Source organism: Pseudomonas sp. FBCC-B545 (assembly GCF_059134095.1).
The window spans coordinates 4239580-4255604 of sequence record NZ_CP101441.1; the positions used below are offsets into that span (position 1 = coordinate 4239580).

At 59.0% G+C, this 16025-nt stretch carries 14 protein-coding genes and 2 tRNA genes; 6 read left to right on the plus strand and 10 right to left on the minus strand.

The window, feature by feature from the left end:
* Positions 1-292: 292 nt before the first annotated feature.
* The gene (locus NMB39_RS19570; RefSeq protein ID WP_057023749.1) at positions 293-1108 is read left to right on the plus strand and encodes a DUF1206 domain-containing protein; all 816 of its coding nucleotides are present in this window, start codon (positions 293-295) and stop codon (positions 1106-1108) included.
* 184 nt (positions 1109-1292) lie between these two features.
* Here NMB39_RS19570 and NMB39_RS19575 read toward each other — a convergent pair whose 3' ends face one another.
* The 3 genes from NMB39_RS19575 to NMB39_RS19585 form a co-directional block, all read right to left on the minus strand.
* Complete coding sequence (locus NMB39_RS19575) at positions 1293-1793, minus strand: YciE/YciF ferroxidase family protein (protein WP_057023748.1); 501 nt, start codon at positions 1791-1793, stop codon at positions 1293-1295.
* Positions 1794-2115: 322 nt separating this feature from the next.
* Positions 2116-2192: transfer RNA gene (locus tag NMB39_RS19580), tRNA-Asp, on the minus strand.
* 19 nt (positions 2193-2211) lie between these two features.
* Positions 2212-2287 (minus strand) — tRNA-Val (locus tag NMB39_RS19585).
* A gap of 159 nt (positions 2288-2446) precedes the next feature.
* On the opposite strand from NMB39_RS19585, the gene rdgC reads away from it, so the two are divergent.
* The 3 genes from rdgC to sugE all read left to right on the plus strand — a co-directional run bounded on the left by rdgC (position 2447) and on the right by sugE (position 4906).
* Entirely contained in the window at positions 2447-3367 is a 921-nt protein-coding gene (gene rdgC / locus NMB39_RS19590) for a recombination-associated protein RdgC (protein WP_003172886.1), read from the plus strand.
* Between the two features lie 153 nt (positions 3368-3520).
* Positions 3521-4480, plus strand: a complete 960-nt coding sequence (locus tag NMB39_RS19595; protein ID WP_057023561.1) for a bile acid:sodium symporter family protein — start codon at positions 3521-3523, stop codon at positions 4478-4480.
* Between the two features lie 111 nt (positions 4481-4591).
* Complete coding sequence (sugE, locus tag NMB39_RS19600) at positions 4592-4906, plus strand: quaternary ammonium compound efflux SMR transporter SugE (protein ID WP_010211634.1); 315 nt, start codon at positions 4592-4594, stop codon at positions 4904-4906.
* A 108-nt stretch (positions 4907-5014) separates the two neighbouring features.
* Here the strand turns inward: sugE and NMB39_RS19605 are convergent, their stop codons facing one another.
* The 3 genes from NMB39_RS19605 to NMB39_RS19615 all read right to left on the minus strand — a co-directional run bounded on the left by NMB39_RS19605 (position 5015) and on the right by NMB39_RS19615 (position 9391).
* On the minus strand, positions 5015-6889 hold the full coding sequence (locus NMB39_RS19605) for an MFS transporter (protein ID WP_057023560.1): 1875 nt from the start codon (positions 6887-6889) through the stop codon (positions 5015-5017).
* A gap of 57 nt (positions 6890-6946) precedes the next feature.
* A complete protein-coding gene (locus tag NMB39_RS19610) occupies positions 6947-8095 on the minus strand; it encodes a TDT family transporter (RefSeq protein ID WP_046069041.1) in 1149 nt (382 codons plus the stop codon).
* Between the two features lie 108 nt (positions 8096-8203).
* Entirely contained in the window at positions 8204-9391 is a 1188-nt protein-coding gene (locus tag NMB39_RS19615) for an MFS transporter (protein WP_198720301.1), read from the minus strand.
* A gap of 91 nt (positions 9392-9482) precedes the next feature.
* Between NMB39_RS19615 and NMB39_RS19620 the strand changes: the two genes are divergently transcribed.
* Entirely contained in the window at positions 9483-10022 is a 540-nt protein-coding gene (locus tag NMB39_RS19620; RefSeq protein ID WP_057023558.1) for a TetR/AcrR family transcriptional regulator, read from the plus strand.
* Positions 10023-10154: 132 nt separating this feature from the next.
* Here the strand turns inward: NMB39_RS19620 and NMB39_RS19625 are convergent, their stop codons facing one another.
* The 4 genes from NMB39_RS19625 to NMB39_RS19640 all read right to left on the minus strand — a co-directional run bounded on the left by NMB39_RS19625 (position 10155) and on the right by NMB39_RS19640 (position 13331).
* Entirely contained in the window at positions 10155-10934 is a 780-nt protein-coding gene (locus NMB39_RS19625; protein ID WP_034106501.1) for an ABC transporter permease, read from the minus strand.
* A complete protein-coding gene (locus tag NMB39_RS19630) occupies positions 10931-11863 on the minus strand; it encodes an ABC transporter ATP-binding protein (RefSeq protein WP_057023557.1) in 933 nt (310 codons plus the stop codon). The genes NMB39_RS19625 and NMB39_RS19630 overlap by 4 nt, the downstream gene beginning before the upstream one ends.
* Before the next feature lie 134 nt (positions 11864-11997).
* Positions 11998-12615, minus strand: a complete 618-nt coding sequence (locus NMB39_RS19635; RefSeq protein WP_494340194.1) for a glutathione S-transferase family protein — start codon at positions 12613-12615, stop codon at positions 11998-12000.
* Between the two features lie 56 nt (positions 12616-12671).
* Positions 12672-13331 carry a transglutaminase-like domain-containing protein gene (locus NMB39_RS19640; protein WP_057023556.1) on the minus strand — a complete coding sequence of 220 codons (660 nt, stop codon included), beginning with the start codon at positions 13329-13331 and terminating at the stop codon, positions 12672-12674.
* 191 nt (positions 13332-13522) lie between these two features.
* Between NMB39_RS19640 and NMB39_RS19645 the strand changes: the two genes are divergently transcribed.
* Positions 13523-15970, plus strand: coding sequence for an acyl-CoA dehydrogenase (locus NMB39_RS19645; protein WP_494340193.1), 2448 nt, complete (start codon positions 13523-13525; stop codon positions 15968-15970).
* Positions 15971-16025 lie beyond the last annotated feature (55 nt).

Sequence of the window (16025 nt, forward strand, 5' to 3'; positions counted from 1 at the left end):
CGCATCATACACCAATAATCCGCAATGTCTTGATTTAAATGCAATTTATTTGAAATATTTTCTTTATCCCCCACAGAAGCTCTGGAACTGTCCAACCGCCGATGGTCGTCGCGCCCTAAACACCTGGGTAGTGAACCCGATTGGCGGGCGTGTTCGCCACGCGGCTTGGCCACTTGTGGTTAACATCGGCAAGCTGTTTTCGTTCACGACATCACAGCAGTCTTCGACTTGATAATAGAACCCCCTCCAACAGGAGGGGTCTGCTCTTTATCAGATCTCGGGAATACATCGAATGTCCGCGCAACATAGCCTGGTAATACTCGCTCGGGGAGGCTACGCCGCCCGGGGAGCGCTTTATTTGATCATCGGTATCTTCGCATTGCTCGCAGCACGAGACTCGACAAAACCGAAAGACAGCCACAAGAGCCTGGAAGCATTGCTAAGCCAACCATTCGGCTATTTTTTAGTTGGGCTTGTGGTGGCGGGTCTGCTCGCATTTGCGGCTTGGCGCGTCCTGCAAGCTACGCGTGATGTCGATCATCACGGCAAAGAGCTCAAAGGCCTGGTGATTCGCACGGGTCTATTTGCAGGAGGTATGGTCAACGGCGCTCTGGCGCTTTTCGCATTGGGCCTGCTCATTAGCGGCATTAGAAGCTCGGGCGATTCCGGAGGGCAGACCAAAGACTGGCTAGCGCATCTTTTGTCTTGGGAATACTCGAGTTTGCTGGTTTACCTGATCGCTCTCATTCCGCTTGGTGTGGGTATTGCTCACATCATCAAGGGATGGAAGGCGTCGTTTGAGAAGTATTTCGAGGCTGACGAAGACATCATGCGGTACGTACGTCCAGTGTCGCGCTTCGGCCTGATAGCCCGTGGGGTTGTTTTTATAGAGATTGCGTTGCTGCTGGCAATCAGTGGCTCCGCTTATCAAGCCATGGATCCACCCGGTATGAAGGAAGCCTTGGACGCGCTTCAGAATCTACCAGCAGGGTGGTTGATTTTGATGGTGATGGCCTTGGGGCTGATTGCTTTCTCGGCTTACAGTTTCTCTGAAGCCTTCTGGCGCAGGATAAATATGGATATGCCGGGAGTATCGAGATCGCGCTGATAGCCGGAGTGACGTCCGGCTCACTACCGTAGGAAAAACGTCATGTACAGAAACCAGTATTAGAAACAGGAAGGCCAATGTAAACCGAAGCGCTGGCGATCATTGAACTGCCATTCGGCCAGTAAATACTCACGTGAATAACAAACGGCGCCATTGCAGCGCCGTCTGACTACCACCCCTAGCGTCATTTGGACTCTAATGTTGCAGCTTGATTACCGCCCTGCTCTGCAATCTTGGATAGTTTTTCATCGGTCGCTTTTTCTTCAGCGAGAGTTTCTGCGAGCAGTTTCGCAGCATCAGGAAGGTTCAAGTGCTTTGCCATGGCAATGAGCGTTCCATAGCCAGCGATCTCGTAGTGTTCCACCTTTTGCGCTGCCCCAATCAAGCCAGCATCCAGAACAGCGCCTTTCTCGATCTCGTCAATTAATTCTTTTGACTCCTCGACCAGCCCTTCCATTGCTACGCATTTCATTCTTTTGAGTTTTAAACCGGTCAGTTCCACGAGCCGATCTATCCGTTCAATCTGGCCCTGGGTTTCTTCAAGATGAGCATTGAATGCTTCTGCCAATAACGGGTTGGTTGCCGCTCGGGCCATACGAGGTAAGGCACGAGTGATCTGCTTTTCAGCACTGTAGATATCGGAAAGCTCGTGAATAAAAAGGTCTTGCACTGTTTTCCTAGCCATTTTAATGCCCTCACTGAATCAAAGATCGCCCCTTGCCAGGACGCAATTCAACGACACAGGGCGTGTCGCACATGAAAAATGACTGGGTGATTTGTGCAGTTGTTCCAAAATTTTTCCGGGAGTACAACCCAGCGGTAGACGAACCAATACGAAAATTGATGTGCAGGGAATGGTAAAAGGCTGTGCCAGCGGTGAACTGATGTGTACTTGAAAAACCGTGGCTGGAGATGAGCTCCGGTGTATTCAGAAGACGAAAAAAAGCCCGCTCAATGAGCGGGCTTCTTGTGGCGACCTGACGTTCAGTGTTCCAGGTTACCGAATATGGCGCAGCGGACGGGACTCGAACCCGCGACCCCCGGCGTGACAGGCCGGTATTCTAACCGACTGAACTACCGCTGCGCGTAACACATGAAGCGAATGGTGGGTGATGACGGGATCGAACCGCCGACCCTCTGCTTGTAAGGCAGATGCTCTCCCAGCTGAGCTAATCACCCTTCGTTTCGGTGTGGCGCGCATTCTACGGAGCGACCCTAAGTCTGGCAAGCACTTTCTTAAATCTTTTTTTTCAGCCCTTCCAATGGCTTAGGCAGGGTTGGCCTGGGGCGTGATCAAGAGAATAATGCCCCCCTTTGTATAGAGGAGAGACTCACCCCATGTGGTTCAAGAACCTGCTTATCTATCGCCTGACCCAAGATCTGCCTGTTGATGCCGAGGCGTTGGAAGCGGCCATGGCCACCAAGCTGGCGCGCCCTTGTGCAAGCCAGGAGTTGACCACTTATGGTTTCGTCGCACCTTTCGGTAAAGGTGAAGATGCTCCCCTGGTTCACGTCAGCGGCGACTTCCTGCTGATCGCCGCGCGCAAGGAAGAACGCATCCTGCCGGGCAGCGTGGTGCGTGACGCACTTAAAGAGAAAGTCGAAGAGATCGAAGCCGAACAGATGCGCAAGGTCTACAAGAAGGAGCGCGACCAGATCAAGGATGAGATCATCCAGGCCTTCCTGCCGCGTGCCTTCATTCGTCGTTCGTCGACCTTTGCTGCCATCGCGCCGAAACAGGGCCTGATCCTGGTCAACTCGGCCAGCCCCAAGCGCGCCGAAGACTTGCTGTCGACCCTGCGTGAAGTGATCGGCACCCTGCCGGTACGTCCGCTGACAGTGAAAACTGCACCGACTGCCATCATGACCGACTGGGTCACCACCCAGAAACCGGCCGACGACTTCTTTGTCCTCGACGAATGCGAACTGCGCGACACCCACGAAGACGGCGGTATCGTGCGCTGCAAACGCCAGGACCTGACCGGCGAAGAGATCCAGCTGCACCTGACCACCGGCAAGGTCGTGACTCAATTGTCCCTGGCATGGCAGGACAAACTGTCCTTCATGCTCGACGACAAGATGACCGTCAAGCGCCTGAAATTCGAAGACCTGCTGCAAGACCAGGCGGAACAGGACGGCGGCGACGAAGCCCTGGGGCAACTGGATGCCAGCTTTACCTTGATGATGCTGACTTTCGGTGAGTTCCTGCCGGCGCTGGTTGAGGCACTGGGCGGTGAAGAGACACCACAGGGCATCTAAGCCATGTGAAGATCAAAATGTGGGAGGGGGCTTGCTCCCGATGGCGGTATGTCAGCCAATAGATGTGTAGCTGACCCTCCGCTATCGGGAGCAAGCCCCCTCCCACATTTGATCGCATTGCCAACTAAAAAAACTAACAAAAAGGATGCCCCCATGCGTGCACTCGCCGCCTTGAGCCGCTTCGTCGGCAATACCTTCGCCTACTGGGTGTTGATATTTGCCGTACTGGCCTTCCTGGAACCCGGTTGGTTCATCGGCCTCAAAGGCGCCATCGTCCCCCTGCTGGGCCTAGTGATGTTCGGCATGGGGTTGACCTTGAAACTCGAAGACTTCGCCGAAGTCGCTCGCCATCCCTGGCGCGTGGCCTTGGGCGTGGTCGCGCATTTCGTGATCATGCCAGGCGTGGCGTGGTTGCTGTGCCAGGTTTTCCATCTGCCGCCGGAAATTGCCGTCGGCGTGATCCTGGTGGGCTGTTGCCCAAGCGGCACCTCGTCCAACGTCATGACGTGGCTGGCCCGGGGCGATCTGGCATTGTCGGTGGCCATTGCCGCTGTCACCACCCTCCTCGCCCCGCTGCTCACCCCGGCATTGATCTGGCTGCTGGCCTCGGCCTGGCTACCGGTGTCGTTCATGGAGCTGTTCTGGTCGATCCTGCAAGTGGTGCTGTTGCCGATCGTGCTTGGCGTGGTCGCGCAACGCTTGTTGGGTGAGCACGTGCGCCATGCGGTGGACGTGCTGCCGCTGGTGTCGGTGGTGAGCATCGTGATCATCGTTGCCGCGGTGGTTGCAGCAAGCCAACAGAAGATCGCCGAATCGGGCCTGCTGATCATGGCGGTGGTGATGCTGCACAACAGCTTCGGCTACCTGCTGGGCTATTTCACCGGGCGCTTGTTCAAGTTGCCCTTGGCGCAACGCAAGTCATTGGCTCTGGAAGTGGGCATGCAGAACTCCGGGCTGGGTGCCGCGCTGGCCAGTGCGCACTTTTCGCCGCTGGCGGCAGTGCCCAGTGCGTTGTTCAGTGTCTGGCACAATATTTCCGGAGCACTGCTGTCGACCTACTTCCGCCGCATGAGCGAAAAGGAAGACCGCCGCGCACTGGAAAGCGCGCCGTAACTTGATCGTCTGATCCGATTTCGGCACTCTACCAAGCTTCGCGGGGACGACCTCGCGACGCTATCAAGCGCCTACCTGGGGACGACCCCACTTTGTAGAAGCGAGGTCAGCATGTCCTGGATCATTCTGTTTTTTGCCGGGTTATTCGAAGTCGGCTGGGCCGTCGGCTTGAAGTACACCGACGGTTTCAGCAAGCCACTGCCCACCGCCCTGACAATTGCCGCCATGGCGGTCAGCCTGGGGCTATTGGGGCTGGCCATGAAGGAGCTGCCGCTGGGCACCGCCTATGCCATCTGGACCGGCGTAGGTGCCGTAGGTACCGTGATCGCCGGGATTATCCTGTTTGGCGAATCCATGGCGCTGTTTCGGTTGGCCAGTGTGGCGTTGATTATTTGCGGGCTGATAGGGCTCAAGATTTCCACTTAAGCCACTACCGCTATCGCAGGCTAGCCAGCTCCCACCTTTTGAATTGTGAATACAGTCAAATGTGGGAGCTGGCTTGCCTGCGATGAGGCCCTGACAAACAACGACAAACTACCTGACACTCCCCCGCAAACCACCCACCACAGCCTGCAACTGCACCGGCGTTGCCGCCTCCACGGCAAGCGGCTCACCCGCCACCAACACCACCCGCGACCAGATCCGATGGAAAAAGCCCTTGTGCGGATCGCGACTGAAAAAACTCCCCCACAACCCCTGCAATGCCATCGGGATCACCGGCACCGGCGTCTCCTCCAGAATGCGCGTCACGCCACCGCGAAACTCATTCATCTCGCCATCGGCCGTCAACTTGCCTTCCGGGAAGATGCACACCAACTCGCCATCCTGCAGGTACTGGGCAATCCGCGAAAACGCCTTTTCATAGATCTGGATATCTTCATGCCGCCCGGCAATCGGAATCGCTCCGGCGGTGCGGAAGATAAAGTTGAGCACCGGCAAGCGGTAAATCCTGTAGTACATGACAAAGCGAATCGGCCGACGCACCGCGCCACCAATCAACAGCGCATCGACAAACGATACGTGGTTGCACACCAGCAGAGCTGCACCCTCATCTGGAATCTGCTCCAGGTTGCGATGCTCCACGCGATACATGGAGTGGCTGAGCAGCCAGATCATGAAGCGCATGGTGAACTCAGGGACGATCTTGAAGATGTAGGTGTTGACCGCGATGTTGAGCAACGACACCACCAGAAACAGCTCGGGGATCGACAGCTTGGCCACGCTCAGCAGCAGGATCGAGACGATGGCCGAAACCACCATGAACAGCGCGTTGAGGATATTGTTGGCCGCGATCACCCGCGCCCGCTCGTTCTCGGCGGTGCGCGACTGGATCAGCGCATACAGCGGCACGATATAGAAACCACCGAACACGCCGAGCCCAAGGATATCGAACAACACCCACCAGGCCTGGCCGTAACTGAGTACCGCAAGCCAGTCATTGGCCTGGACGTTCTGCGGGAAGCCCCCCGAGTGCCACCACAGCAACAGGCCGAACACCGTCAGGCCGAAGGAGCCGAACGGCACCAGGCCGATCTCCACCTTACGCCCGGAGAGCTTTTCGCAGAGCATCGAACCCAGGGCGATGCCCACGGAGAACACGGTGAGGATCAAGGTCACCACGGTTTCGTCGCCGTACAACCATTCCTTGGCGTAGGCCGGGATCTGCGTGAGGTAGATCGCGCCGACAAACCAGAACCAAGAGTTGCCGACGATCGAGCGCGACACCGCTGGCGTCTGCCCCAGGCCCATGCGCAACGTCGCCCAGGACTGGGTGAAGATATTCCAGTTCAGGCGCAGTTGCGGCGTGGAAGCCGCCGCGCGCGGAATGCTGCGGCTGGCCAGGTAGCCCAACACCGCCACGCCGACTATCGCCACCGCCACTACCGGGGCGTAATGGGTGGAGGACATCATGATCCCGGCGCCAATGGTGCCGGCCAGGATCGCCAGGAACGTGCCCATTTCCACCAGGCCGTTGCCGCCGACCAACTCATCGTCGTGCAGGGCCTGGGGCATGATCGAGTACTTCACCGGCCCGAACAGCGCCGAATGGGTGCCCATGGCAAACAGTGCCAGCAGCATCAGCTCCAGATGATTGGTCAAAAAGCCCGTCGCGCCGACGGCCATGATCACGATCTCACCGATCTTGATCGCACGGATCAAGGCGTCCTTGTTGAATTTCTCGCCAAATTGCCCGGCCAATGCCGAGAACAGGAAGAACGGCAGGATAAACAATAAAGCGCACAGGTTGACCCAGATAGAGCGGTCGCCCTCGATGCTGAGCTTATAGAGAATGGCCAGGATCAGCGATTGCTTGAAGATGTTGTCGTTGAACGCGCCCAGCAGCTGGGTGATGAAAAACGGCAAGAAACGCCGTGTGCGCAGCAAGGTGAATTGCGAGGGGTGGCTCATCGTCCGTGTTCCTGCGTGGCCTGTTATTGATCAGGCCACGACTTTACCTAATCCCGCTTACTTATTCCCTAACCCTGCAATGCATGGCGAAACAAAAAGCTCGCCTTTATACGCGCCCTGCACCGTGCGCTTTGCCACGATCATCCACATCAGCGCCAGCGCCGCCACCAGCACACTGCCCAATACGCTGAAGAACCCCAGTTGCAGCACGTTCGCCAATTTCAACGTGGCCAGGGCATATACCCCCAGCGGAAAGGTAAAACCCCACCAACCCAGGTTGAACGGGATACCTGCGCGCAGGTAACGCAGGGTGATCAGCACCGCGATCAACATCCACCACAGGCCAAAGCCCCACAAGGTGACGCCTGCGATCAGGCCCAGGCCATGGGCCATTTCACCGACACTCGCCAGGCCATTGGCAGCGAAGATCGCCGGCGCATCGCTACCGAGCAGCAACATGCCCAGGGCGCCTGTACCGATAGGGCCCAGTGCCAGCCAGCTCGACGCCGCCATATTGGCGTGAGGCAATTTATGCAAGGCCATGCGCAACATCAGGATGGTCAGGATGCTGAACGCCACTGGCAGCGAGAACGCCCACAGCACGTAGCTGGTCACCAGCATCACCAGTTGAGCATGGGCGTCGACCAGGTGCGGGGCCAGTAAGCCACCGCTGGCCGCCGCTACTTCGGCAGCCACTACGGGCAACAACCAGACCGCGGTCATCTGGTCGATGCTGTGCTCCTGGCGAGTGAACATCATGAACGGGATCAGCACGCCACAGGCCAGGGACATGGCGACGTCCAACCACCACAGGGCCTCAGCCAACGGGATCACATCACCGCCCCAGCGTGGCAGGCCGAACAGCAGCAAACCGTTAAGAATGGTCGCCAGGCCCATAGGGATGGTGCCGAAGAACATCGAGACTGTGGAGTGCCCGAAAATCCGCCGTGCCTCGTGGAAAAACATCACCCAACGGGCGGCATACAACACGCTGAACAGCATGAACAGCCCGATGGTGAACACCCAAAGACCCTCTGCCACAGCGTGCAAGCCTGGCAGGCTGACCGGCAGTTGGGCCAAGGCCAGCGCCAGCACCCCGGTGCCCATGGTGGCGGCGAACCAGTTCGGAGTGAACTGACGAATCACTTCCCGGGGACGGGCCAGGTGACTTAAAGGTTTGTAGCTGTTGATAGTCGAGCAGGTCATGGCGCTAATCCTCTTCCTCGCATGAGGTTGAAGCCATGATAGAACCTGTTCGAATATCTATATAACGGGTAATATCTCTAACTATTATCTATTTTGCAGATATACATCTTATGCGGCGGCTCTGCCTCTTGAAGCATCCTGCAACAGCAGCCCGGCGAGTGCGCCGAGGGCCAGCAGGATAAGCATTACACCATAGCCATCCGTGGTAGCGACAAGGCCAAACACGCGGCTCAGATTACCCGCCAATAACGCCGGCACGCAGAACGCCAGGTAGCTCAATACATAGAACGCTGACATCAGGCCGGCCCGCTCATGAGGCAACGCCAAGCCGACAATACTGCGCACACTGCCCATGAAGCCGCCGCCGAAACCAAAGCCGGCAATCACACTGGCGACAAAGAACAGCCACAGGCTGGCGGTCTGCACGGCAACCAGCAGCAGCCCTACACCCACCGCCAGCAGCACCGCCGACAGGCGCATGACCTTGTCGGCCGCACGGTTGCGCAGGCTGTAGATCATCACCGCGCCACTCAGGGTCACTACCGCCACCAGGCCACCGCCGATCAAATGCGAGCTCGACCCCGTCGCAGCCCGCACCAGCGACGGCGCCAGGGAAGACACGAACCCACCCAGCGCCCACACCGCCACATTCAGCGGCATCGCCAACCACAAGGCCCGGCGCGCTTGGGGCGGCACGTGCAGGGTTGGCGCCAGGGACTTCAAGGCCCCCGGTATCCGGCTGACGGTTTCAGGCAGACGCCACAGGTACACGGCCTGCAGCACCATCAAGCCCAGCAGGGTGAAATAGACCAATTGGGTCGGCCGCGGCGCGTACTCCACCAGCAAGCCGCTGCCCAGGCCACCACAGGCCATGCCGAGCATCGGCGCGAGGCTGTTGAGCATCGGGCCACGCACGCGGTCGGTATCGAGCAATGTCGCGCTCAACACCGCTGTGGCAGTCCCGGTCGCAAAGCCCTGCAATGCGCGAGCGGCAAGCAGGCAGGCGGTGCTGTCAGCGTTGATAAACAGCAGCATCGCCATGATATTCAGCAGCAGCGCGGCGAAGATCACCGGCTTGCGCCCCAGGTAATCCGAGAGCGACCCCACGGTCAGCAACGCCGCCAACAGGCTCACGGCATAAACGCCGAAAATGGCCGTGAGCATCGCGGCCGAAAAATGCAGGTTTTCCTGGTACACCTGATACAACGGTGTCGGCGCACTGGACGCGGCGAGGAAGGTCAACACGGTGATCACCAGGAACGCCAGGCTGGACCGGTGAGAAATGTTGCTGGACATGGGCACGCTCCGCTAAAGCTAATATTTTGCTTTTGTAGAGTGTGCTACCCGCCGGCGCTTAAAGCAAATTCTTTGTGTTAAGGTTTTAAGCATGGCGATTAAAGAAGGCCTCCGCCCGGGGGGCCGTAGTGCCCGGGTACAAGAATCCGTTCATTCGGCAGTGCGCGAATTGCTCGAAGCCCATGAGCGATCCAGTATTACTGTGCCGATGATTGCGGCACACGCAGGCGTTACGCCCTCGACCATCTACCGGCGCTGGGGCGACCTTTCCGTGTTGCTCGCCGATGTGGCCCTGGCGCGCCTGCGCCCGGACAGCGAGCCGGCAGACACCGGCAGCCTGCGCGGCGACCTGCAGGCCTGGGCTGAGCAATACCTGGATGAAATGAGTACGGACGTAGGGCGCAATATGATGCGCGACGTGCAAAGCAGCGTAACGCCGGGGTATTGCGTGAGCATTCTGGGCGGGCAATTGCAGGCGATCGTCGATCGTTATCCGCAAGAGACGGCGCCGAGTGTGGACCGCTTGATCAACCTGCTCGCGGCGCCGACGGTGTTCCGTATTCTGTTTTCGGCGCAGCCTTTGGCGGTTGAAGAACTGCATGCCCTGATAGAGCTGGCCCTGAAAAACTGAAGGCCATACACCAAACCAAATGTGGGAGGGGGCTTGCTCCCGATAGCTGTGGATCAGTCAGTACAAGGGGTCTGACAGACCGCTATCGGGAGCGAGCCCCCTCCCACATTTTTTACCGCGTTGAATCGCTATTTAAGTACGCATCCCACGCCCGCTCACCAGCAACCGCGCACAGCCGACATACAGCACCACGGTCGCCACGATCATGAAGGTGATCGCCACGCTGATCTTGATGTCCGACACGCCCAGAATGCCGTAGCGGAAGGCGTTGACCATATGCAGCACGGGGTTGGCCAGGGACACGGTCTGCCAGAACGGCGGCAGCAAGGTGATGGAGTAGAACACCCCGCCCAGGTAGGTCAGCGGCGTCAGCACGAAGGTCGGAATGATCGAGATATCATCGAAGTTGCGTGCGAAAACGGCGTTGATGAACCCCAGCAGCGAGAAGATCGTCGCCGTGAGCACCACCACCAGGATGGTGACGCCAAGGTGATGCACCTGCAGGTGGGTGAAGAACAACGACAGCAGCGTCACGATCACCCCAACCATCAAACCACGCAGCACACCGCCGAGCGTATAGCCGATCAGGATTGTGTGCGGCGAAACCGGCGAAACCATCAGTTCCTCGATGGAGCGCTGGAACTTGCTGCCGAAGAAACTGGAGACCACGTTGCCGTAGGAGTTGGTGATCACTGACATCATAATCAGGCCCGGTACGATGTACTCCATGTAGGTGAAGCCACCCATGTCACCGATCTGCCGGCCGATCAGGTTACCGAAGATCACGAAGTACAGGACCATGGTGATTGCCGGCGGCAGCAGGGTCTGCGGCCAAATCCGGGTAAAGCGCTTCACTTCGCGATAGACAATGGTTTGCAGCGCGACGAGGTTGGGTTGCAGTTCCGAACTCATACTGCCACCTTCGCCAGATTTTTCTCCACCAGGGACACGAACAACTCCTCAAGGCGATTGGTTTTATTACGCAGGCTCAACACTTCGATGTTCTGGGTCGCCAGCTGGGTGAACAGCGCGGTGATGCCCATGGCTTTGTCCACCTGCACTTCCAGGGTGTGGCTGTCGACCAGGCGGCTTGGGTAACCCACCAGTTGCGGTGCCACCGTCAGGTTGTTCTTCAGGTCGAGCAGGAAGGTTTCCACATGCAACTGGCCCAGCAGGTTGCGCATGCTGGTGTTCTCGACAATGGTGCCGTGGTCGATGATGCCGATGTTGCGGCACAGCTGCTCAGCCTCCTCCAGGTAATGGGTGGTGAGGATGATGGTGATGCCCTTCTCGTTCAGCTCGGTAAGGAAGGCCCACATCGAACGGCGCAGCTCAATGTCCACGCCCGCGGTAGGTTCGTCGAGGATCAACAGGCGCGGCTCATGCACCAGGGCGCGGGCAATCATCAGGCGGCGCTTCATACCACCGGACAGCGAACGTGAAGGTACATCGCGCTTGTCCCACAGGCCCAGTTGGGTCAGGTACTGCTCGGCGCGCTCCTTGGCGATTTTTGCCGGGATGCCGTAGTAGCCAGCCTGGGTCACGACAATATCGAAGGTCTTTTCGAACTGGTTGAAGTTGAATTCCTGGGGCACCACGCCAATGGAACGCTTGAGCGCCGCCGGGGATTTATCCAGGTCATGCCCGAAGATATTCACCGTGCCGCTGGTCTTGTTGACCAGGGTCGAGAGAATGCCGATGGTGGTGGATTTGCCGGCACCGTTGGGGCCGAGCAAGGCGAAGAAATCACCTTCGGCGACATCCAGATCGATACCACTCAGGGCCTGGAAACCGTTGCCGTAGGTTTTGGTTAGCTGCCGGATGGACAGAGCGGAACTCATATCTGGATACGCACCAAAGAAGGGAATAGAAACAATAGATGAGGGCACACCGCCGGTAGTTCAACCGCGGTGCAGTGCGAGCATGGTGCGTGCCCATGCCGCACAAGTACAGTCACCCGTATTAATAGTGTGTATTAAGTCAACGCGGTCATCACCGCTTTGCGATAGGCCGGTCGCTGTTGAAGGCGTTGGTACCAGGTCTCTAGATGGGGCATTGCAGGGCGTTCGATAGGCATCTCGAACCAGGCGTAGATAAAGCTGCCCAGGGGGATATCCCCCATGCCGATCTCATTGCCCGACAGGTAAGGTTGTTCGGCAAGGGCCTGGTCGACAGTCTTGAGCACCTCGATGCAGGCTTGGCGCCCGGCATGGATGTTGTCCCAGTTCTGTTTTTCCGCCGGGGTGCGCAGCACGCCCCAGAACACGGTTTTGAACGGTTCGGCGAACGTAGAGGTGGTCCAGTCCATCCACTTTTCGGCGTTGGCGCGGGCCTTCAGATCGCTTGGGTACCAGTTAGAAGCGTGCTTGGCGCACAAATAACGCACGATGGTGTTGGACTCCCACAACACAAAGTCGCCATCTTCGATCATCGGCACCCGGCCATTTGGGTTCAGGGCCCGGTACTGAGGGGTGTCGACCACACCGAAAGCCCCGCCCGCATCAATCGCCTCATAGTCCAGGCCGAGCTCCTCGGCGCACCACAGTGCTTTCCTGACGTTGGACGAATTTTTACGACCCCAGATTTTCAGCATGACCGCGCCTTCTTGTTGATGAACTTGGCAGGATGAAGGCAGCAGCATACGCCGGTTCAGGCGCGGCTTGAATCGCTCTGCATGTCGCCCAGCAAGGTCGGTGCATCGTCGGCGAACAGGTGCGGGTAACACTTTTGGATATGGGCGAAGAAAAATGCTTCAGGCACGTCAGGAAATTGCCCGTGGTCCACCACGTACTCCATTGAGCGCTGGCCCTGGCGATTGAACGCGTGAAAGACGCTGTCATGGCGGCCATCGAACGCCAGCGGCGGCACATCGAACAGGTCGCACAGTTGCTGGTTGAACGCAGGGGTCGCCTTGACCCAGCGGCCGTTCAGGTAAAGCTCGGTATAACCGTGCATGGCGAACACGTCGCTCTTGAGCAGGGCGAGCAGGCGTGGGGTGGACAGGTGATTGCGCACATCCGCCAAGCCGATTCGGGCCGGGATACCGCAGTGGCGGGCGCAGGCAGCGAGCAAGGTGGCCTTGGGCACGCAGTAGCTTTGGCCGGCAGCCAGGGCGAAGCTGGCGTTCAAGGTGCTGGGGTCACGGCTGAAGGTGTAGGGGTTGTAGCGAATCGTCTCACGCACGGCGTAGTAGAGACTGACTGCCTGGTCACTTAAATCCGCACGGGTTCCGCGATGTTTTTCGGCGAACTCCACCACTGCAGGGTGGTCACTATCGATGAAGCGGCTGGGACTCAAGTATGCGTTCATAAGCTTGATCTCCAAAGGAAGCCTCGAGTCTAACGACAGGCTTGCCACAAGAGATAACGACGATTCGGCCAAATGTCGGCGCCTGCGGATGGGTAGTCGAGTACAACTTGTAACACCCTGATCACCCGGCTTGATCGGATGCCGACTAAGCTCCCTGGTGGTTTCGCCCCTGGTTTCACGGAGGATTGCATATGCTGTTGTTGTGGATACTGGTGCTGGTGGTCGGCATTGCCTACCTGGCACACCGCCGTACCGCCCCCCTGCCCGCCCTGGGCGTGGTCGCCGTCTACCTGCTGGCGATGGGCGCCTGGAGCCACGCACCGGGTTGGCTGCTGCTGATCTTCTGGGTGCTCATCGCCGTGGTCGCCGTGCCGTTGCTGTTGCCCGACCTGCGCCGCCAATACTTCACCAAGCCGCTGTTCAGCTGGTTCCAGAAAGTCTTGCCGCCGATGTCCGAGACCGAACGCGATGCCATCGATGCCGGCACCGTCTGGTGGGACGGGGAACTGTTCAGCGGGCGCCCCGACTGGGATAAATTGCTGGCTTACCCCAAGGCGCAATTGACCGAAGAAGAACAGGCGTTTATCGACGGCCCTACCGAAGAACTCTGTGCCATGGTCAGCGACTGGGAAATCGGCCAGGCCATGGACCTGCCGCCGGAGGCCTGGGAACACATCAAGACCCACGGCTTTTTCGCCCTGATCATTCCCAAGGAGTACGGTGGCAAAGGCTTCTCTGCCTATGCCCACTCCCAGGTCGCCATGAAGCTCGCGACCCGCAGCGGTGACCTCGCCTCGACCGTGATGGTGCCCAACTCCCTCGGCCCGGCCGAACTGCTGCTGCACTACGGCACCGAGGAACAACGCAACCACTACCTGCCGCGCCTGGCCCGTGGCGACGACATTCCATGCTTCGCCCTCACCGGCCCGCTGGCCGGCTCTGATGCGGGCGCCATGCCCGACACCGGGGTGATCTGCAAAGGCGAATGGGAAGGCAAGGAAACCCTCGGCCTGCGCCTGAACTGGGAAAAGCGCTACATCACCCTCGGCCCGGTCGCGACCCTGCTCGGCCTGGCCTTCAAGGCCCATGACCCGGACCATCTGCTGGGCGAAGAAGAAGACCTGGGCATCAGCCTTGCGCTGATACCAACCGATACTCCCGGCGTAGAAATCGGTCGTCGTCACCTGCCACTTGGTGCCGCGTTCATGAACGGCCCCAACTCCGGCAAGGACGTGTTCATCCCCCTGGAATACCTGATCGGTGGCCAGGAAATGCTCGGCAAGGGCTGGATGATGCTGATGAACTGCCTGTCGGTGGGCCGCTCCATCTCCCTGCCTGCGGTCGGTACCGGCGCGGCCAAGTTCACCAGCCTGGTGACCGGGCAATACGCCCAGGTGCGCGAGCAGTTCAACGTACCGCTGTCGGCCTTCGAAGGTATCCAGGAAGCCCTGGCGCGCATCGGCGGAAATGCCTGGCTGATGGACAGCGCCCGCATGCTCACCGCCAATGCCGTGGATTTGGGCGAGAAGCCCTCGGTGTTGTCGGCGATCCTCAAGTACCACCTGACCGAGCGCGGCCGTGAGTGCATCACCCACGCCATGGACGTGCACGGCGGCAAGGGCATCATCATGGGTCCGAACAACTATCTGGGACGTAGCTGGCAAGGGGCGCCGATCTTCATCACGGTGGAAGGCGCGAATATCCTTTCGCGCAACCTGATGATCTTCGGCCAGGGCGCGATTCGCTGCCATCCGTTCGTCCTCAAGGAGATGGCCCTGGCCGGTCGCGAAGACCGTGACCAGGCGTTGAAGGAGTTCGACGGCCTGCTGATGCAGCACATCGGCTTTGCCGTGAGCAACGCGGCCAGCACCCTGGTGCTGAACCTGGGCTTCGGGCATTTCGAGAAAGCCCCCGGCAACCGTTTGAGCCAGGGCTACTTCCGCGCCCTGAACCGCCAGGCGGCGGCGTTTGCACTGCTGGCCGACCTGAGCATGATGCTGCTGGGCGGTGAGCTCAAACGCCGCGAACGCTTGTCGGCGCGCCTGGGCGACGTGCTCAGCCATATGTACCTGGCATCGGCGGCGCTCAAGCGTTATCACGACCTGGACTCGCCGGATCACCTGGAACCGCTGTTTGCCTGGGCCATGGAAGAAAGCCTGGGTGAATCGGAACGCGCACTGGATGAACTACTGAGCAACTTCCCGAACAAAGTGTTGGGCTGCCTGCTGCGGGTGATCGTGTTCCCATTCGGGCGTCGTCACACCGGGCCGTCCGACGCGCTGGATGCCGAAGTGGCCGCGGTGATCGGTCGCGCCAAGGGCGACCCGACCCTGGAAGAATTGCTGGCCGGCTGTTATCGCCCGCAATCGGCAGAAGATCCCGTGGGCGCGCTGCAGCATGCCTACGACCTGCTCGGCGCCAGCCATCCGTTGCAGAAAAAACTGCATGCCGCACTTAAAAGCGGGCAAGTCAAACCGACGGCCGGTGAGTCTGCCATCGACGCAGCCCTGCACGCCGGCGTACTGCAACCGGCCGAAGCGCAAACCCTGCGCGACGCCGAAGCGGCGCGGCGCAAGGTGATCGACGTGGATGATTTCAGCAAGGAAGAGCTGATCCAGGCCGAAGGTAAAGTCCGCTGAGTCAAGCGGTCATATAAATACGGGCGCGAGAGGCATATACTCTCGCGCCCGTTTT